This window comes from Blastococcus saxobsidens, assembly GCF_002938435.1.
Lineage (GTDB): Bacteria > Actinomycetota > Actinomycetes > Mycobacteriales > Geodermatophilaceae > Blastococcus > Blastococcus saxobsidens.
In genome coordinates this window covers 1-17,949 of record NZ_POQT01000009.1, presented here as the reverse complement: position 1 = coordinate 17,949, position 17,949 = coordinate 1, and the positions used below count along the sequence as shown (strand labels likewise).

The following is a 17,949-nucleotide window of genomic DNA, read 5'->3' as shown; positions in this document are numbered from 1 at the left end:
GGTGAGGTGGGCGGTGTAGGTGCCGGACCGGTAGGAGTGCTCGACCGTCTCGTCGGGATAGGGGCGGCCGGGGTCGGTGCTGGTGATCTGGCCGGTGGCGTCGCCGGTGTGCCAGGTGAACTGTTCGGCGGTGGCTTCGATGACGACCTGGAAGCCGCGGATGTCGACGGTGAAGGTATGGGTGGTGGGGGAGTCGGTGTAGAAGATGACCGGCAGCCCGGTCAGGCCGTCGCCCGGTGGCTGGTGCTGGGTGGCCAGCTGCGGGAGCGGCAGGGTCTGGAAGTAGCGGAACACCTCGTCAGGTGACGGCGGCGGGTTCAATGCGGTGATGTCCACGCAACCGCGATCTAGGGGCAACCAGCCGCCGACAGGGGTTCCTGGTGGCGTGCCGGGAAGCGGGACGATTCCGTCTTCAGTTGTGCCGTTCGACAAGACCAGGTTCTGGCGTTCGAGCACGAGGTCTTCGACGAGCAGCCCCGGCGCGCTCGGGCAAGTGCGGAAATCGCTGGGTCGACAACCGCCGTTGTCCCGGTCGTCTACGACGCAGGGATGTGAAAGCTGGTAGCGGTATGGATGAGCTTCCGGGGCGACGTTACTGGCGATCCACCGGCCGCCAGGACTTCCCTCGACGTATGCCGCATTCATTGAGCCAGGGCTGTATCCAACGTCTGGGCAGATCAGCGCGCCACAGTGGTTGTCGGCGACGGCGGCGAATGGATACGCGGACACGAGCAGCCCGACAAGCAGGGCTACTGCGAAGCGGGTTAGCGCTCTCATCCGAAAGTCATGTAGGTCATGACCCAGGAGTCAAGGGCGGGCTTCCACGCGAGTGAGACACTGCCGGGGAGACCGACGTACTCCTCCGAGCTTCCTTCTGCGACCGGATTTCCCGAGGCATCGCGCACGACGAGCGTCGACTGATTCAGGCGAATGGCCATGTCGGCCGTCCCGTCCCGGACCAAGGCCGGGGCCATCTCCGTGATAGTGATCTGCCCCCCGTCGTAACGGTGGCCTGCTTGTGCGCTTCTCTCGGCGTTATCTGCGATACGGGCGCAGTCATCGCAGTCTTCACTTAGCTGGCGGAGCGCATCCGGCTCCAACGTGGCGGAGGTGTGGTTGATGAGCTCGAAGTAGTAGCGCACAAACGCCTGTGCACCTGCAGGGTCTTGCACCCGCGCTTCGTCAGGAACACGGAAATCCTCTGGGCCCAGCTCGGGCCGTGACTGTGTCTTCTCCGCGGCAGAACTCGTCGGGAGACTCTCGTTGGCTTGCTGCTTCTCGGAGCAGCCGCTCAACACGGCCGTCCCGATCAGCAGACCCACCACGGCTCGACGCAGTCCTCGACGATCACGCACAGCGGGAGACTACGCAGGGTTCGGTCGTGTGCGGTTCCGTAACTGTGGACAAGCCGTCGTCCGCCGCCGGATCGGGTGACCGCCCGGCGCCTGGAGACCTGCAGCGTCGGCACCGCTGAACCGTGCGGGACGGCTCACAACGGACCGGCCACCATCGGCACGACCGCGCCACCGGCGGCCAGGTGCAGGCTCCAGGAGGCCTCGTCCAGGACCGCGCGCAGCGCCTCGGCCCACTGCTGGTCGCCCTCGGTCACCGACGGTGACCCCGGCCGGCACAGCGCCAGCGCGAGGTGCCCCGCGCCGCCGAGCTGGTCGTCGAGCACAGAGAAGTGCAGCTCGCGCAACCCGACCAGCATCTTGCCGTCCGGGACGAGCCGCAGATCGTCGACCGGGACGACCAGCGGGAGCTGCCGGCCGTCGGTGCCGAACCAGGTCAGCCACAGGCTGCGGGCGCCGAACACCGGCGGCTCGAGGATCGCGGACCACCGCTCGGTGAGCTCGGCGGCGGAGCGGACGGGCAGGGCGGTGAGCGGGGAGATCGTCATGCCGGTCACCGTGCCAGCCGGCGACGACCTCCCCGCCCGTTGTCCACAGGTCAGCGGTGCGCGATGCCCCCGGGCCCGTGCTCCGCGGGCACCTGCTCCAGCGCCGGCGGCGGCGGGGGCGGCGTCCCGTCGCCGAACGGCCGGTCGCCGAGCTCCTCACGGCCGTGCGGCGTCAGCCAGTTCGAGGTGTCCGGCCCCTTCGGGATGATCTGCGTCGGGTTGATGTCGGCGTGCACGACGTAGTAGTGCTCCTTGATCTGCGGGAAGTCGATCGTGTCGCCGAACCCGGGAGTCTGGAAGAGGTCGCGCGCGTACGCCCACAGCACCGGCATCTCGGTCAGCTTCTGCCGGTTGCACTTGAAGTGGCCGTGGTAGACGGCGTCGAACCGGGCCAGCGTGGTGAACAGCCGGACGTCGGCCTCGGTGATCTGGTCGCCCATCAGGAAGCGGCGGTCGGCCAGCCGCTCGGACAGCCAGTCCATCGTGGCGAACAGCCGGTCGTAGGCCTTGTCGTAGGCGCGCTGCGAGCCGGAGAACCCGCAGCGGTACACGCCGTTGTTCACCTCCTGGTAGACCCGCTCCATCACCTCGTCCATCTCGTCGCGCAGGTGCTCCGGGTAGAGGTCGGGCGCGCCGTCGCGGTGGTGGGCGGTCCACTGGGTGGAGAGGTCCAGGGTGATCTGCGGGAAGTCGTTGGTGGCGACGGCGCCGCTCGGCACGTCCACCATCGCCGGCACCGTGATGCCGCGGGAGTACTCCGGGTCGCGGGCGAGGAACGCTTCCTGCAGCCGCTCGTATCCCAGCACCGGGTCGCGGCCGCCGGGGTCGAGGTCGAACGTCCAGCTGCGCTCGTCGTGGGTGGGCCCGCACAGGCCCATCGAGATGGCGTCCTCCAGGCCGAGCAGCCGGCGCACGATCACCGAGCGGTTCGCCCAGGGGCAGGCGCGGGCGACGACGAGGCGGTAGCGGCCGGCCTCGACGGGCCAGCGGCTGGAGCCGTCGGCGGTGATGCGGTCGGAGATGTACTTGGAGTCGCGGGTGTACTCGGGCTCGACGTATCCGGAACCGCTGTCAGTGCTCACGCCCTCAACCATCGCCGACGTGCGGCGGCGACGCGAGGCGGGATTGCGGCGGCCGGCCGTGGAGCTGTCCGTCGGCGTGCGATGGCCATCCCCGCGATGGCGTATCGCGACCGCAATGCTGCGTCGAACCGCGCGTCAGGACGGCGGAGCCGGGAGGTCCCCCTCGGATGGGGCCGTCGGGGTCGCAGGCGCGGGGATCCCGGGAAAGTCACGATCCGACTGGAGCTTGGACACGAGAGCGAATCCCGCCCCGCTGATGAGGACGAGGGAAAACACGGTGAGGACGACCGCCTTGCCGAAGATCGCTCCTGGGCCACCGCCGACGCGGATGAGCCATGCTCGCATGGGCCCTGGACGGTAATCCCCGTCCTGCTGGGCGCGAACCGCTGTCGCAGCCACCGCATAAAGCTTCAGCGAATGGAACGCGATCATGCTCACGGAGAGCACTGAAAGGGCCAGGCCAAGCAGCTGGTACAGGAGGAAGAGTACCCAGTCGAACCCGAACCGCTCGAACAACTCGTCGATAGCTGCGGTCCTGCCCGCCTCGAGGAGTGTTGCGAACACCGAAGCGTCGATCCCCGTCAGCGGATCGCTGAGGAAGTAGATGCCGAGCAGACTCGCGCATACGAGGAGCAGGTTGAGCCAGACTTGGACGAGCTGACTCCGCGCGTAGGAGACAGCTCGCACCCGCGCCGCGATCAGGGCACCGATCGGCAAGAACATCGCGAAGCCGCTGAGGGAGAGCACCGTGATGATGACGGTTTCCCGGTACCGCAAGTAGCCCAGCACGACTAGCAGGACCGCCAAGCCCCCCCACACGAGCGGTTCCCAGTCGCTGCTCGAACTCGTGCTCGCCGCAGAATTCGACGGGCGTCGCTCCCGGCGAGGAGGCGTCAGATCGGCCACTTCTCGAACGGCCGGCCCGTTGATGATCACCCGGTTGTCGTGCGTGAGGTGGAAGACTTCGTCGCCCACGTGCACATTTCCGGTGAAGGTCCCACCCGATATGGCGTTACGGGCACTTCCCTCAGCACTGGTGGAACTGCTGGCGGTTCGTTTCGGCAGGAACAGTGGCAGGACGGCGCCGGCGACGGCTCCTGCCAGGGAGGAGGCGAACGCGACTGCGATCTCGCTGGAGTCCATCATTCCCCCGCCCTGGCGGCCCGTTTCCGGCGCGCATAAGTCGCTGGACGGGACGGTGACGAGCCGCCGACGCCCGGTTCTGACTTCCTACACCCGCCATAGCAGTACTTGGGCGTGTCGTAATCGGCGTGTCGTGGGGTGGAAGATCAGCCCGCACCGGGCGGGGCGCGGGTATGGCGGCGGCATGCCTCGCCCCCGACGGCGACGGCCCTGGGGTAGGCGACAGCCCCGTCCGACCTGTGGCGGCAGGTTGCCGGCGCCACCGCGCCATGCGTCGTCAGAGCCGGGAACTGGTGGCCTCGTCCTCCGCGCCGTCGAAATAGTGGTCGAGCACCTCGCGGAAGACCGGCTGGTCGGGCGCGGCGTGCGCGAAGAGCGTCATCGACGAGCGGAGCTTCTGCGCGTCGATCGAACCCATCACCCGGACGGCGTCGTCGGTGTCCAGCGCGGTGAGCGCACGGGCGCACTCGACCAGCCGGGGGCCCAGCACCGGGTGGGCGACGTACGCGCGGGCCTCGTCGAGGTCGGCGATCGCGAACCGCTGGGCCATGCCGCTGCGCCCCAACCCCGCGATCTGCGGGAACACGAACCACATCCAGTGCGTCCGCTTCCCCCCGGCGCGCAGCTCGCCCAGCGCCTGGTCGTAGGTCTGGGACTGCGCGTCGACGAACCGGCGGAGGTCGTGGGGATCGCTCACGCCGAGCAGCTTGCCCCACCGATGAGTCCGGGGCGCCGGAGCCGTCTGACAAGCATGCAGACGACGACGCTCGACCTGGGGCCGCAGACCGCCGAGGTGGCCCGCGTGGTCGCCGGCGTGCGGGAGGACCAGCTGTGCCACCCGACGCCGTGCGAGGACATGACGGTCGCCGCCCTGCTCGACCACCTGGTCGGGCTCACGCTGGCGTTCCGGCTCGCCGCGGAGAAGACCGCCTTCGACGGCGGCCCGTCGGCCGACGCGGCGAGCCTCGCGCCCGACTGGCGCACCCGCCTTCCCGCCCAGCTGGCGGCGCTGGCCGCCGCGTGGCGCGAGCCGGACGCCTGGGAGGGCACGACCGAGGTGGCCGGGGTGCGCATGCCGGCACCGGCGATGGCACTCGTCGCGCTGGACGAGGTGCTGGTGCACGGCTGGGACCTCGCCGTCGCCACCGGGCAGCCCTACCGGCCGGACGACGCCGCCGTCGAGGCGTGCCTGGACTTCGTCGGCGACCGCAGCGATCCCGCTGACGAGCCCGAGGGCCTGTTCGGGCCGGTCGTGCCCGTGCCGGACGGCGCCCCGGCGATGGACCGGCTGCTGGGCCGCACCGGCCGCGACCCGACGTGGTCCTCGACCTGACAGCGGGAGATGTCGAAGCCGTGTCATCTGCCGCCGGGTCCGCGTGCCGGCGGGGCCGCCGGGCAGGAGAGGATGCACCAGTCCATGACTTCGAGGAGGACCCGTGCGCAGGACCACGCGGATGGTCGCCGGCGCGGTGCTCGCCGGCGGTCTGGCGCTGACCGGCTGCGGTGAGGGCGACACCGCCGACCCCCAGGACGGCACGAGCGTCGAGGAGGAGTTCGAGCAGGAGGAGGTCGGCGGACCCGACCCGGTGGACGGCGGCGAGGAGGACGACGACGCCGTCGACAAGGGCACCGGCGGCCTGGACAGCGACGACAACACCGAGGGCGGGGGCGACGGCAGCACCCCGGACGGCTGAGCCATCAGCAGCCCGCGCGACATCCCGCACGCCGTGACCGTCCCGTCACACCCCCGGGCCTGCCGATAAGGGCAGGGAAGGCGACGGATCCCCGCAATCCCCGTCGCCGGGGGTGTGCACGTACATGTTGGCTCGACGAGGACGGATCGGCCACGCGCTGGCGGTGCTGGCCGGGGCACGTCCGGACGTGCTGACGGCGGCGCCCGGTGCCCGGCCCCGGTTCGTGGCGCTGGGCGGCGTCCTGCTCAGCACCGGCGGGCTCGCCGCGGTCTCCGCGGCGTTCGCGGTACACATGGCCCTCGGCGTCTGGTGGCCGTTCGCGCTGCTGGTGGGCCTGGGCTGGGGCGCCGTCGTCGTCAACCTGGACCGGATGCTGCTGGTCGGGATGGCGCACGACTCGTCGCTGAAGCGGAACCTGGCGCTGGCGGTGCCCCGCGTGGGGCTGGCCCTGGTGCTCGGCGTCGTCGTCGCGACGCCGCTGACGCTGCAGGTCTTCCACAAGGAGATCGACGCCGAGATCGTGGTGATGCAGGCCGAGGCCGCCGATGTGCACCGCCAGACGCTGGAGGCCGACACCCGGTTCGCCGGCCTGCCCGAGCTGGAGGAGCGGATCGCCGCGCAGGAGGCGATCGTGGCCAGCGGCGGCCGCAGCGACGAGCAGCTGATGACCGTCCGCGCCGAGGTCTCCGGCAAGCAGGCGGCGCTGGACGCCGCGCTCGCGGTGTCGCGCGCCCTCGAGGCCAAGGCGCAGTGCGAGCTCGACGGCACCTGCGGCACCGGCGACGCCGGCACGGGGCAGGCCTACCTGCAGGCCCGTGCGGCGGCCGACGCGCAGCAGGCGGTCGTCTCCGCGGCGCGCGCCGAGCTCGACGCCGCCGTCGCCGGGGTGACCGCGGCCGAGGGCCGCAGCGCCCAGCTGGCGACGTCGTCGCTGGACCGCGACCGCGCCGACTTCGCCCGGCTGAGCGCCGAGCTGGACCGGCTGCAGGCCGCGTTCGACGCCCAGAACGAGGGCTCGGGCGGCATCCTGCTGCGCCTGGAGGCGCTGGACCGCCTCGGGGACGAGAGCGGCACCCTCGCCGCCGCCCAGTTCATGCTCTCGCTGCTGTTCATGAGCGTGGAGGTCCTGCCGGTGCTCATGAAGCTGCTGCTGAACTTCAGCCCGCCCACCGCCTACGACCGGCTGGCCGCGCTGCGCGACGACGGCGACGTCGACCTCGAGGCGATGGCGCAGGACTCGCGCCGCACGGTGGCGCGGGCCAAGGAGGAGCTGCTGGTGCTCGCCGAGAAGGAGCGGGTCGACCGGCAGCGGGAAGCCATCCTGGCCCGGCGCCGCACCGCGCTGGCCGAGGTGGCGGCGCGGGTCGAGCGGGAGCGGCAGGGCGGGGCCACGCCGGCGCCGGAGACCGCCGACGAGGCGCCGCGGCAGCTGTGGGACACCGGCCCGATCCGGGAGCTGGCCCGCAACGCCGCCGTCCGCACCGTGCGCTCGGTGCGGCGCAAGCCGCAGGACCGGGTGCCGACCGGCGTCTGACCACCGACAGGCCCCCCGTCCGGGGGACTTCCGGACGGCGCAGGATGCGGCCGCTTGAGTTCCGCTGAGCGTGTGCCGAGGTCCAAGCCATGCGGATCAGCCGGTTGGCTCCTGAGGTGGCCACCTCGCGGCTGATCGCGCGGACGTCCGGCCTGCTCACCGTGATGGGCGGGCTGGGCGCGATCGCGCTGGTCCTGGGGTCCGCGGGCGCGATGCACCCGGGCGCGGCTGCGCTCGGACCGGTCACGGCCGGGGTGGGCCTCGTCGTCATGCGCTGGGGGCACCGCATACCGCTGTCGGGCTACCGGTTCCTGATGGCCGCCGGCGTCGTCGACATCGGGGTCTTCGCCTACGCCTCGCCCACGGTGGGCGCCGCCGTCGCGATGCTGTCCCTGAGCGCCTTCGCCGCGATGGGCTCCTTCCTCTTCTTCGCGCTGCCGTGCGCGCTGGGCTACCTGGCCGAGCTGCTCGTCATGGGCGCGGTCGTGGTCGTCGCGCGGGGCGACGTGGACGCCGGTGTGGCCGGGGTTCTCGCGGTGCTCGTCGTCGGCTGCGCCGGCGCCATGGCCGTGGTCGCGCACCGCGCGGCCACCGCCCACGAGGACGCGCTCACCGGGCTGGTGAACCGCCGCGGCTTCGACGAGGCCCTGGAGGCTGCCGTGCGCGCGACGGCCCGCACCGGCGAGCCGCTGTCCGCGGCGCTGTTCGACCTGGACCACTTCAAGGCCGTCAACGACTCCCGGGGGCACGCCGCCGGCGACGAGATGCTGCGCGCCGTCGCCGCCACCTGGACCCCGCTGCTCCCCGGCACCGCGGTGCTGGCGAGGCACGGTGGCGACGAGTTCGCCCTGCTGCTCCCGGGATCCGACGGCGGGAGCGCGCTCGCGTGCGCCGAGGCGCTCCGGGCGGCGCTGCCGCACATCGGCACATCGGTGGGGGTGGCCGAGCTCGCGCCGGGCGACTCGCCCGCGGACCTGATGCGCCGCGCGGACGCCGCCCTGTACCGGGTGAAGAGCCGGGGCCGCGGCCGCAGCGAGCTGGACGCCGGCGGGCAGAGCCCGATGGCCCGCGACCTGGCCGCCGCGCTCGCGGCCGGCACCTCCGGTGGCCTGTCGGTGCACCTCCAGCCGGTCGTGACGCCGGCCGACGGCGAGATCGTCGGCGTCGAGGCGCTGGTGCGCTGGACCCACCCCGAGCTCGGCGCGGTGCCGCCGGCGGACTTCGTGCCGGTCGCCGAGCGGGAGGGCCTGATCGGCGCCCTCGGCGCGTTCGTGTGGCTGGCCGCGTGCCGCGATGCGCGGACGCTGTCCGAGGCGACCGGCCGCTCGCTGTTCCTGACCGTCAACGTGTCGGGGCTGGAGCTGGACGATCCCGGCTTCCCGGACCGGGTGCTGGCCACGCTGGCGGGCTCCGGCTGGCCGGCCGAGCGCACCGTCGTCGAGGTGACCGAGAGCCTGGTGGAGGCCGAGTCGACCCGGTCGGTGCACGCCCTGCACGTGCTGCGCGAGCACGGGCTGCGGGTGGCGATCGACGACTTCGGCACCGGCTACTCGGCGCTGTCCCGGCTGGACACACTGCCGACCGACTTCCTGAAGCTGGACAACTCGTTCGTCTCGGCGATCACCACCTCGACCCGGCGGGCGCGGCTGCTGCGCAGCGTCATGGCGCTGGCCGACGCGCTGGACCTGATCCTCATCGCCGAGGGCGTGGAGACGCCGGAGCAGGCGCGGGCGCTGGCGTCGCTGGGCTGCCCGCTGGCGCAGGGCTACCTGTACGGCCGGCCCCGGCCGGTGGCCGAGCTGGTGGCCTCGCTGACGGCGGCCGACGTCGTCGACCCGCCGGCCGTGGCGCTCGCGAGCGGCTGAGCGGGTGGCTGGGCGCCCGCTGCGAGTCGGCTGGGAGTGCCCGGGAGGGCGGCCCGGACGGCGGTTCGCTGTGGGACGCTCGAGGGGTCAGCTGGACGGCTGAGGGTGTGGCCGCCGGCGGACTGCCGCGTGGAGCTCCTCGGCGTCCCGACTCCCGTGAGCAACTGAGGACGTACCGCGATGAGCACCGACAGCACCAATCAGCCCGACCCGACGACCGGCGTCGCCCCGGGGCAGCCGGCCGCCCACCCGGCCGAGGCCACCCACCCGGCCGAGGCCACCCACCCGGCCGAGGCCGCCCACCCGGCCGAGGCCTCGCCGGCGGGTGAGCCGGCTCGGCCGAAGCGGAACACCGCGCTGCTGGTCGCCGCGATGGTGGCCGTGCTCGTCGCGGCCATCGCGATCGCCGGCCTGATCCTCTGGCGCGGCAGCATCGACGACGCCAACGCCGAGACCGAGGCCGCCTTCGCCCGGTCGGTGACCGAGCAGGGCGCCGAGGTGACGACGGTCGAGTGCGAGGGCGACACCTGCGCGGCGATCATCGGCGGCCAGGCCTACACCGTGCTGGTGCAGACCGACGAGCAGGGCGAGCAGCACTTCGGCGTCGTCGCCTACACCGGCGACTGACCTCTCTTCTCCGCGAGCCCCGTACCTGCCGAGCAGGTGCGGGGCTCGCGTCGTCCCAGGGGGTCAGCTCTTGAGCGCCGCCAGTGCGCGGTCGAGGAGGCGGTGTCCCGCCGACCGCTCGCGGGTGTCGGTGGAGCCGGCGAGGTCGAGTCCGGCCAGCACGTGCCGGCGCCCGTCGACGAGCTCGGCGACGACGTCCAGCGGCATGTCCGTCGTCCGCAGGGTCAGGTTCCCGGCCGGATCGGGATCGAGCTCGTAGCGCTGGACCACGCGGCGTACGCCGGATGCGGCGATGTAGCCGTCGAGCCGGTCGGAGGCGGCCGCGAGCCCGCCGATGCCGCGGTTCGCGCCCGACTCGACGACGTCCCGGGTCAGGTGGCCGAGGGCTCGCGGGTGCGCGTGGAAGCGCTGCACCTCGGCGCGGTTGCGGGTGCGACCGGTCAGCTCCGCGGCGGTGGTTCCTGCGAGCGCTGACCGCAGCCGGGATCGTTGTGCCTGCCCCAGCCACGGCGCCGGCTCGTCCTCCAAGAGCGCGACCGCGGCCCATGCGGTCGGCGCCTCCCAGGCGCGCAGCCGGCGTCCCTGTCGCTGTGCCAGCCATTGGGCGACGGAGTCGGCATCGATCCGGTCGGTGCCGATCGCGTCCAGGCCGCCTCCCGCGACGAGCCGCTGCACGTGCCGGACGGAGACGCCGATCCGCTCGGCGGCCTGCTGCGTCGTCAGCAGGGGCATACGGATAGCGTCGTCCGGACGACACCGTCCATCAAGCGCAGCGCTGGTCCGTTCTTCCCTCGGTTCCCCTCGCTCGGGCAACTCGCCGGACCACCCGATCAGGCGCGGGGCCGGCTGCATCGGTTAGACAGTGCTCATGACCGAGCTCTCGACGCAGACCGGTGGCGGCTTCCTCTCCCGCGAGGAGATGGACGCCGCGCGCGAGCGGCTGCCCATCGTGTACGTCGACGTCGTGCCGGTGCGGGTGGACGAGCACGGCCAGGTGGTCGCCATCGGGCTGCTGCTGCGGGCCGGCGCGGACGGGCAGATCAAGCGGGCGCTGGTGTCGGGACGGGTGCAGTACCACGAGCGCATCCGGGCGGCGCTGCTACGGCACATGGAGAAGGACCTCGGGCCGCTGGCGCTGCCGCGGGTGCCGCCGGCGCCGCAGCCGTTCACCGTGGCCGAGTACTTCCCGACGCCGGGGGTGACGCCGTTCCACGACCCACGGCAGCACGCGGTGTCGCTGGCCTTCGTCGTGCCCGTGGAGGGTGACTGCGAGCCGCAGCAGGACGCGCTGGAGCTGACCTGGTTCTCCCCGCTCGAGGCGCGCGACCCCGGGGTGCTCGCCGAGTTCGAGAACGGCCAGAGCATGCTGCTGCTGCAGGCGCTGGCGCACCTCGGGGTCTGAACCCCCGCCGGGCGCCCTGTGGACGGATCGCCGCGGTGTGGACGACCGGGGCCTCGCGGGGATCGGCGGAGCTAGCCTCGGGCGGTGCTCCAGCAGCTGATGCCGATGCTCTCCGACGCCGTCATCCGGCGGTCGGTCGGGGACGAGGCGTGGCGGCGCGGCGCCGCGTACGCGCGGGAGGGCCGGGTCTCGGAGATCTCCTACGCGCGCTCGTCCGGCGAGCTCGGCGCCGTGGTGGTCGGCAGCCAGCGGCGCGTCTACCAGACCGTGGCGGTGTTCGACCGCGGCGACGCCCGGTGGTGGGGCGAGTGCAGCTGCCCGGTCGGCGAGGACTGCAAGCACGCCGCCGCACTGCTGGTCGCGGCCCGGCAGGCCCTCGCGGCGCCGACCGCGGCTCCTCCCGCCGGTCCTCCCGAGCCGCAGTGGGAGCTCGCGCTGGCCGACGTGCTGCCCGCCGCCGCGCTACCCGAGGGCCGTCGGGGGACGCCGGTCGGGCTGCAGTTCGACGTCGAGAGGGTGGGCCGCGGGGCGGCGTCCGAGGTGTCGGTGCGGCTGCGTCCGGTGGTGCCGGGCGCGAAGGGGCGGTGGGTGCGCAGCGGGGTGTCGTGGCGGAACCTGGAGTACGACTACTCCGGGCAGCGCGATGCCGCGCACGCCGCCGCGCTGCTCGGGCTCCACCGGGCGCATGCGGCCGGCGCCGACGCGCCCGGTTACCACTACCGCTCCGGTGACGTGCCCGTGCTCCTGCAGGACTTCGGCCCCGCGCTGTGGCCGGCCCTGCGGCAGGCCACGGACGACGGCGTGCCGCTGCTGACCACCGGGGGCGCGCCGGTGCAGGTCGCCGAGCTCCCGGGCGCGCTCACCGTGGACGTGCGCCAGGACGGCGACGGCGGTCTCCGGGTGCAGGCCGTGGTCGATCTGGACGCCGACGTCCGCGTGCCGGCCGGCTCCGTCCGGCTGCTCGGGAGCCCTCCGCACGGCGTCGCGGTCGTCCCCGGCACGGAAGACCTCCCGCCGGGCTTCGGCGCCGGGGCGGGGCTGGTGCTGGTGCCGCTGCAGCGGGTTCCCCGGCGGGTCGAGAAGCTGGTCGCCCTCGGCTCGCTGCGGATCCCCGCGGCCGACCGGGCCCGCTTCCTGACCGGCTTCTACCCGGCCCTGCGCCGTGCCCTGCCGGTGCGGTCGTCCGACGGATCGGTGGAGCTGCCGGAGGTGCTGCCCCCGCAGCTGCGGCTGGACGTCACCCATTCCAGCGGCCACCGGGCGCGCCTGGACTGGTCGGTGCTGTACCACACGGGGGAGGACGTCCGCCGGGTGCCGCTGGCGCGCGACGCCGCCGCTGCGGCGGATCCGGGGCGCGACGCGGGCGAGGAGCAGCGGTTGCTGCGTGCCCTGCCCGCTCCGCCGGAGCGGCTGCTGAGGGTGTGGCACGTCGGCCCGGACCCGCGGCCGATCCCCACCGCCGAGGTGTCCGGGCTGGACACCGTGGTCCTCGTCACCGAGCTGCTGCCCCGGCTCGCCGAGGCCGGGGTCCACATCGAGGTGACGGGGGAGCCGCCGGACTACCGGCTGGCCGAGGCCGCACCGGTCGTGCGGGTGTCGGCCACCGAGAGCGGGGACCAGGACTGGTTCGACCTGGGTGTCACGGTCACCGTGGACGGCGAGGACATCCCGTTCGCGCTGCTGTTCAGAGCGCTGGCGGCGGGCGAGGAACACCTGCTGCTGGACAGCGGCACGTGGTTCGACATCCGCCGTCCGGAGTTCGACCAGCTGCGCCGGCTGATCGAGGAGGCCAGGGCGCTGCAGGACGGCGACCGGCCGGGCCTGCGGATCAGCCGCTACCAGGCCGGCCTCTGGGACGAGCTCGTCGAGCTGGGCGTGGTCGCCGAGCAGAGCGAGCGGTGGGCGCGTGACGTGCAGGCGCTGCTGGAGGTGGACGACGTCGCTCCGCCGCCGGCGCCCGCCGGGCTGGCCGCGCAGCTGCGGCCTTACCAGCTCGAGGGCTACCAGTGGCTGTCGGTGCTGTGGGACGCCGGACTCGGGGGCGTGCTGGCCGACGACATGGGGCTGGGCAAGACCCTGCAGACCCTGGCGCTGATCTGCCGCGCGAAGGAGGCCGGTGACCTCACCGCGCCAGTCCTCGTGGTCGCCCCGGCCAGCGTGGTGTCGAACTGGGCGCGGGAGGCCGAGCGGTTCGCGCCGGGCCTCGCCGTCCGGACCGTCACCGCCACCGGTCGCAAGCTCGGCACGCCCCTGACCGATGTCGTCGAGGGCGCCGACCTGGTGATCACCTCCTACACCCTGCTGCGGCTCGGGGAGGAGGACTACCGGGCGCTGCCGTGGAGCGGGTTGGTGCTCGACGAGGCGCAGTTCGTGAAGAACCACCAGGCGAAGACGTACGCGGCCGCGCGGCGGCTGCCGGCCCGGTTCAAGCTCGCGATCACCGGTACGCCGGTGGAGAACAACCTGATGGACCTGTGGTCGATGCTCTCCATCGTGGCGCCGGGGCTGTTCCCGAGCCCGCAACGGTTCACCGAGCACTACCGGACGCCGGTCGAGCGCGGCCACGATCCGGAGCGGCTGGACGCGCTGCGCCGGCGGATCCGGCCGCTGATGCGCCGCCGCACCAAGGAGCAGGTCGCCGCCGAGCTCCCGCCCAAGCAGGAGCAGGTGCTCGAGGTGGTGCTCAACCCCAGGCACCGCAAGGTCTACGACACGCATCTGCAGCGGGAGCGCCGCAAGATCCTCGGTCTGGTCGACGACCTGGACCGCAACCGGTTCACGATCTTCCGGTCGCTGACCCTCCTGCGGCAGCTGGCGCTGGACCCGGCTCTGGTGGACGGCGAGCACGCCGGGATCACCTCGAGCAAGGCCGACGCGTTCCTCGAGCACCTGCAGGAGGTGGTCGCCGAGGGGCACCGCGCGCTGGTGTTCAGCTCGTTCACCGGATTCCTGGGCACGGTGCGCGCGCGGCTGGATGCCGCCGGGCTGCCCTACGCCTACCTCGACGGGAGCACGCGGGATCGCGAGCGGGTGATCGACGGGTTCCGCGACGGCGGTGCCCCGGTGTTCCTGATCAGCCTCAAGGCCGGCGGGTTCGGGTTGAACCTGACCGAGGCCGACTACGTGTACGTGCTCGACCCGTGGTGGAACCCGGCGGCCGAGGCGCAGGCGGTCGACCGCACGCACCGGATCGGCCAGGACAAGGCGGTGATGGTCTACCGGCTGGTGGCCGCGGACACCATCGAGCAGAAGGTCGTGGCACTCCAGGAACGCAAGCGCGACCTGTTCGCCCGGGTGCTCGACGACGACGCCGGCGCCCTGTCGGGAACGCTGACGGCCGAGGACATCCGCGGCTTGTTCAGCTGACCTGGCCGGTGGCCCCGCCCGGGTGTCGTCAGACCCGGACGACGCGGAGCGGAGTCATCCCGGCGAGGACGTCGAAGTCGGCATCCTGGCTGACGACCGGGACGTCGTGCGCCAGCGCGGTGGCCGCGATCCACGTGTCGTTCACGTTCATCCGCCGGCCCGCCTGGGCGATCCGCAGCCGTAGCTCTGCCCATGCGTCGGCGACGGAGGCGTCGATCGGCAGCGGGTTCAGCTCGGCCACGGCCTGCAGGGTGCTCAGCCGGCGCGAGCGCACGGACAGGTCGGTGGCGGCGAGGACCCCGGCGCGCAGCTCCGCGTAGGTGATCACCGAGACGGCGACCTGCTCGGGCAGCTGCGCGCTGTCCAGGCGGCGGCCCTCGCGGGCGATGAACACGCTGGTGTCCAGCAGCCCGCGGCTCACTCGAGCGACCGGAGCTCGTCCGTGCCGCCGGAGAGCGCCAGCAACTCTTCGGCGAGGGCCGGATCGGCCTGGATGTCGTCGAGCCGTTCGGCCAGGAGCGCGCTGCTCGTCCAGTGCGGCCGGTCCTGGCTCAACGGCCCCAGCTCGGCCACCGGCTCGCCGTTCACGGTGATCTGGACCCGCTCACCCCCCGCGGCGCGCCGCAGCACTCCGGCGGTGTCGTTCCGCAACTCCCGCGAGGCGACCTTCATGCCGTCGACTGTAGCGCTTCCGTAGCACAGGTGTAGCAGTCGTCCGCCGTCGTTCTCGAGACCTCCGGAAGCGTCAGGCGAGGGTGTCCGGGCCCCGGTCGGGGCGCGCTCGGCAGGGAGGTCAGCTCTTCTCCCTGCGGCGACCGCCGACCTGCGTCAGACCAGTTCGGGCACGCGCAGGTGGTGCAGGACGACGTCGAACTCGGCCACGTCGGTAGCCGACATGTGCAGCGCCCGGCGGAACTCGTCGCGGATGTAGGTGGCCCGCTGGCGGGACGACTCCAGAGCCCGGCGGTCGGCGTAGACGGCGGTGAGCGAGTTGTCGCCGGTCTGCCGGTCCAGCATCAGGCTGAGGCTGCAGAAGCCGGGCATGCCGTCCATCCGCGGGATGAGGTCGGTGCGGAAGGCCTCGAGGACGCGGTCCATGGCGGCCGGGTCGACGCAGGACCAGGTGACCCGGGCGCAGGCGTCGTCGCCCACGGGGTGCAGCCGGTGCATCGCCGCGATCTCCCACTCGCGCACCTCGGGCTCGCGGGCACCGAACCGCTCGGTCGCCTGCTCGCGCATCCGGCGCACCCCCTCGCGGGTCCCGGCCATCGCGTCCTCGCTCGCCCACGCGGTGGTGACGATGCAGCGACCGGAGTCCCGGTCGCAGAGCATGGACAGCCCGACGCAGCCGTCCATGTCGAGGACGGCGGGCATGACGTCGTCGCGGACGGCGGCGAGGCCGGCGTCGATGCGGTCCGGGGCGGCGGTGATCGTCGTGGAGCGGGCGTACATGACGCCCTCCCTTCCTCAGGGCCTGGCGTGGCGCCCCTGCGGCGTCCCGCGACGGCCATGCTGCTCGGCTCCCGACGCCTGTCAACGGCTGTGCGCGCGCCACCGGGTGACCAGGGCCGGCACCACCTCGGCGCCCGCGGCCCCGACGGCGGCCGAACCGAGCACCACCGACCAGGAAACCGGGTCCAGCGGCGTGCAGCCGAAGAACCGGCTCAGCCCCGGGGTCTGCACGATGGCGACCAGGACGACGAGCGAGCCGGCGACCGTGGCCAGCACCAGCGGGCTGCGCCGGCCCATCCACGCGGTCTGCGCCAGCTGGGTGGCGATGAGCGCGGCCAGACCCATGGTGCCGGCGCGGCCGGGGAAGACCGGGGTCACCTTGCCGACCGCCCACGCGCCGGTGGCGCCGGCGGTGGTCGCCGCGCCCCGGACCAGCACCATGCGCCGGACCGCGTCGGAAAAGCCACGGTGCGGGCCGGCGCGCAGCACCGCCGCCAGCGGGTGCCCGGCCAGCGGCCCCTCGTCGTCATCGTTCGGCACGTGCCGGGGTGCGGCCACGGCGACGGCGAGCGCCGGGAACATGTCGGTGAGCAGGTTGACCAGCAGCAGCTGGCGGGTGCCCAGCGGCGAGCGGCCGCCGAGCGCGGTGCCGAGCACGGTGAAGGCCACCTCGCCGGCGTTGCCGCCGACCAGGATGGACACCGCGTCGCGGACCCGGCCCCACATGGCCCGGCCCTCGGCGATGGCGTCGACCAGGCGGGTGAGGTCGAGGTCGGTGAGCACGAGGTCGGCCGCGGTGCGGGCGGCGGGCGACTCGGCGCCCTCGACGCCGACGCCGACGTCGGCCAGCCGGATCGCCGCGGCGTCGTTGACGCCGTCGCCGGTCATCGCCAGCGTCGCGCCGGCCTTGCGCAGCGCCTGCACCAGGGTCACCTTCTGCTCGGGCGAGAGCCGGGCGAAGACGGCGGTCTCGGCGACCATCCGGGCCCGCTCGGCGTCGGAGGCCTTGGCCAGCGCCGCGCCGGTCACGACTTTGTCGGCGTCGGGGATGCCGGCCTCGGCGGCGATGGCGCCGGCCGTCTCGGGGTGGTCGCCGGTGGCCACGACGACCCGCACGCCGGCCGCGCGCAGCTGCTCGACGGCGCGCACCGACGATTCGCGCAGCGTGTCGGCCAGCCCGATCAGCCCGCGGAAGGTGAGGTCGGCGGCCGCCTCGTCGAGGTCCTCGGGCACGCCGTCGATCCCGCGGTCGGCGACGGCGAGCACCCGCAGCCCGGTGCCGGCCAGCTCGCGGACCCGGTCACCGACGTCGGGCGCTGCGGCGCAGCGGCGGAGCACCACCTCGGGCGCGCCCTTGACCACGAGGCGGCCGTCGCGGACGGCGACGGAGAAGCCGCGGCCGGCGGCGAACGCCAGGCTCGCGTCCGGCGGGCCGTCCCAGGCGTCGCCGGCCGCGTCGAGGACGGCGCGGTCGGTCTCGTGCGCGCCGTCGTCACCGTTGCCCATGCCCGCGGCGGCGAGGCGGAGCAGCTCGTCGTCGCCGGTGTCGCCGTCGGGGAGGAGCCGGGCGACCCGCAGCCGGTTCTCCGTGAGCGTGCCGGTCTTGTCGAAGCAGACGGTGTCGACCCGGCCGAGCGCCTCCAGCACCCGGGCGCTGCGCACGACCGCGCCGCGGTTGGACAGCCGGCGGGCGGCGGCCTGCTGGGCGACGGTGGCGACCAGCGGCAGCCCTTCGGGCACGGCGGCGACCGCGATGGCCACCCCCACCACGGCACCGATCGCCACACCGATGACGGCCTGGCCGGCGATCGTGACCCGCTCCGGCAACCGGACCGCGGTGCGACCGGCCAGCGCACGCACGAGGCCGGCGAGCAGCCCGCCGAA

General features: G+C 73.4%; 18 protein-coding genes. 8 read left to right on the top strand and 10 right to left on the bottom strand.

The annotated features are described in order from the left end of the window. Positions 1-36 precede the first annotated feature (36 nt). Complete coding sequence (locus C5507_RS07655) at positions 37-306, top strand: hypothetical protein (protein ID WP_104527942.1); 270 nt, start codon at positions 37-39, stop codon at positions 304-306. Positions 307-773: 467 nt separating this feature from the next. Here C5507_RS07655 and C5507_RS07650 read toward each other — a convergent pair whose 3' ends face one another. The 5 genes from C5507_RS07650 to C5507_RS07630 all read right to left on the bottom strand — a co-directional run bounded on the left by C5507_RS07650 (position 774) and on the right by C5507_RS07630 (position 4,822). Then, complete coding sequence (locus C5507_RS07650) at positions 774-1,322, bottom strand: DUF6318 family protein (RefSeq protein ID WP_130504232.1); 549 nt, start codon at positions 1,320-1,322, stop codon at positions 774-776. Between the two features lie 167 nt (positions 1,323-1,489). Continuing rightward, entirely contained in the window at positions 1,490-1,900 is a 411-nt protein-coding gene (locus tag C5507_RS07645) for a hypothetical protein (RefSeq protein WP_104528056.1), read from the bottom strand. A 50-nt stretch (positions 1,901-1,950) separates the two neighbouring features. Continuing rightward, on the bottom strand, positions 1,951-2,982 hold the full coding sequence (locus C5507_RS07640) for a glutathione S-transferase family protein (protein WP_207225764.1): 1,032 nt from the start codon (positions 2,980-2,982) through the stop codon (positions 1,951-1,953). A 135-nt stretch (positions 2,983-3,117) separates the two neighbouring features. Beyond that, positions 3,118-4,128: a hypothetical protein gene (locus C5507_RS07635; protein WP_158657538.1), complete on the bottom strand. Its 1,011-nt coding sequence runs from the start codon at positions 4,126-4,128 to the stop codon at positions 3,118-3,120. 274 nt (positions 4,129-4,402) lie between these two features. Beyond that, positions 4,403-4,822, bottom strand: a complete 420-nt coding sequence (locus tag C5507_RS07630; RefSeq protein WP_104527938.1) for a DUF1810 domain-containing protein — start codon at positions 4,820-4,822, stop codon at positions 4,403-4,405. A gap of 54 nt (positions 4,823-4,876) precedes the next feature. On the opposite strand from C5507_RS07630, the gene C5507_RS07625 reads away from it, so the two are divergent. The 5 genes from C5507_RS07625 to C5507_RS07605 all read left to right on the top strand — a co-directional run bounded on the left by C5507_RS07625 (position 4,877) and on the right by C5507_RS07605 (position 9,845). Further along, positions 4,877-5,458, top strand: a complete 582-nt coding sequence (locus C5507_RS07625; protein WP_104527937.1) for a TIGR03086 family metal-binding protein — start codon at positions 4,877-4,879, stop codon at positions 5,456-5,458. Between the two features lie 103 nt (positions 5,459-5,561). Continuing rightward, positions 5,562-5,819 (top strand): hypothetical protein, encoded by a 258-nt coding sequence (locus C5507_RS22175; protein ID WP_158657537.1) that lies wholly within the window; start codon positions 5,562-5,564, stop codon positions 5,817-5,819. A 124-nt stretch (positions 5,820-5,943) separates the two neighbouring features. After that, the gene (locus C5507_RS07615) at positions 5,944-7,353 is read left to right on the top strand and encodes a DUF4407 domain-containing protein (protein WP_104527936.1); all 1,410 of its coding nucleotides are present in this window, start codon (positions 5,944-5,946) and stop codon (positions 7,351-7,353) included. An 89-nt stretch (positions 7,354-7,442) separates the two neighbouring features. Continuing rightward, positions 7,443-9,218 carry a putative bifunctional diguanylate cyclase/phosphodiesterase gene (locus C5507_RS07610; RefSeq protein WP_104527935.1) on the top strand — a complete coding sequence of 592 codons (1,776 nt, stop codon included), beginning with the start codon at positions 7,443-7,445 and terminating at the stop codon, positions 9,216-9,218. Between the two features lie 180 nt (positions 9,219-9,398). Beyond that, a complete protein-coding gene (locus C5507_RS07605) occupies positions 9,399-9,845 on the top strand; it encodes a hypothetical protein (RefSeq protein WP_104527934.1) in 447 nt (148 codons plus the stop codon). Between the two features lie 63 nt (positions 9,846-9,908). On the opposite strand, the gene C5507_RS07600 is transcribed toward C5507_RS07605, so the two are convergent. Next, entirely contained in the window at positions 9,909-10,577 is a 669-nt protein-coding gene (locus C5507_RS07600; RefSeq protein WP_104527933.1) for a helix-turn-helix domain-containing protein, read from the bottom strand. 136 nt (positions 10,578-10,713) lie between these two features. On the opposite strand from C5507_RS07600, the gene C5507_RS07595 reads away from it, so the two are divergent. After that, a complete protein-coding gene (locus tag C5507_RS07595) occupies positions 10,714-11,247 on the top strand; it encodes a DUF4916 domain-containing protein (RefSeq protein WP_104528055.1) in 534 nt (177 codons plus the stop codon). 84 nt (positions 11,248-11,331) lie between these two features. Then, positions 11,332-14,613, top strand: coding sequence for a DEAD/DEAH box helicase (locus C5507_RS07590; protein ID WP_104527932.1), 3,282 nt, complete (start codon positions 11,332-11,334; stop codon positions 14,611-14,613). Between the two features lie 28 nt (positions 14,614-14,641). On the opposite strand, the gene C5507_RS07585 is transcribed toward C5507_RS07590, so the two are convergent. The 4 genes from C5507_RS07585 to C5507_RS07570 all read right to left on the bottom strand — a co-directional run. Beyond that, positions 14,642-15,034 (bottom strand): type II toxin-antitoxin system VapC family toxin, encoded by a 393-nt coding sequence (locus tag C5507_RS07585; RefSeq protein WP_242611091.1) that lies wholly within the window; start codon positions 15,032-15,034, stop codon positions 14,642-14,644. Continuing rightward, on the bottom strand, positions 15,031-15,285 hold the full coding sequence (locus C5507_RS07580) for a type II toxin-antitoxin system Phd/YefM family antitoxin (protein WP_104527931.1): 255 nt from the start codon (positions 15,283-15,285) through the stop codon (positions 15,031-15,033). The genes C5507_RS07585 and C5507_RS07580 overlap by 4 nt, the downstream gene beginning before the upstream one ends. A gap of 156 nt (positions 15,286-15,441) precedes the next feature. Next, the gene (locus C5507_RS07575) at positions 15,442-16,065 is read right to left on the bottom strand and encodes a putative quinol monooxygenase (protein WP_104527930.1); all 624 of its coding nucleotides are present in this window, start codon (positions 16,063-16,065) and stop codon (positions 15,442-15,444) included. An 81-nt stretch (positions 16,066-16,146) separates the two neighbouring features. Further along, positions 16,147-17,949: HAD-IC family P-type ATPase (locus tag C5507_RS07570; RefSeq protein ID WP_158657536.1), on the bottom strand; the 1,803-nt coding region annotated here is incomplete at its 5' end.

What these genes read in the sequence shown, in the direction of transcription:
- C5507_RS07580 (WP_104527931.1), bottom strand. Translation starts at nt 15,285, where the DNA reads ATGAAGGTCGCCTCGCGGGAGTTGCGGAACGACACCGCCGGAGTGCTG.
- C5507_RS07595 (WP_104528055.1), top strand. Translation starts at nt 10,714, where the DNA reads ATGACCGAGCTCTCGACGCAGACCGGTGGCGGCTTCCTCTCCCGCGAG.
- C5507_RS07615 (WP_104527936.1), top strand. Translation starts at nt 5,944, where the DNA reads ATGTTGGCTCGACGAGGACGGATCGGCCACGCGCTGGCGGTGCTGGCC.
- C5507_RS07610 (WP_104527935.1), top strand. Translation starts at nt 7,443, where the DNA reads ATGCGGATCAGCCGGTTGGCTCCTGAGGTGGCCACCTCGCGGCTGATC.
- C5507_RS07635 (WP_158657538.1), bottom strand. Translation starts at nt 4,128, where the DNA reads ATGATGGACTCCAGCGAGATCGCAGTCGCGTTCGCCTCCTCCCTGGCA.
- C5507_RS07600 (WP_104527933.1), bottom strand. Translation starts at nt 10,577, where the DNA reads ATGCCCCTGCTGACGACGCAGCAGGCCGCCGAGCGGATCGGCGTCTCC.
- C5507_RS07625 (WP_104527937.1), top strand. Translation starts at nt 4,877, where the DNA reads ATGCAGACGACGACGCTCGACCTGGGGCCGCAGACCGCCGAGGTGGCC.
- C5507_RS07605 (WP_104527934.1), top strand. Translation starts at nt 9,399, where the DNA reads ATGAGCACCGACAGCACCAATCAGCCCGACCCGACGACCGGCGTCGCC.
- C5507_RS07575 (WP_104527930.1), bottom strand. Translation starts at nt 16,065, where the DNA reads ATGTACGCCCGCTCCACGACGATCACCGCCGCCCCGGACCGCATCGAC.
- C5507_RS07645 (WP_104528056.1), bottom strand. Translation starts at nt 1,900, where the DNA reads ATGACGATCTCCCCGCTCACCGCCCTGCCCGTCCGCTCCGCCGCCGAG.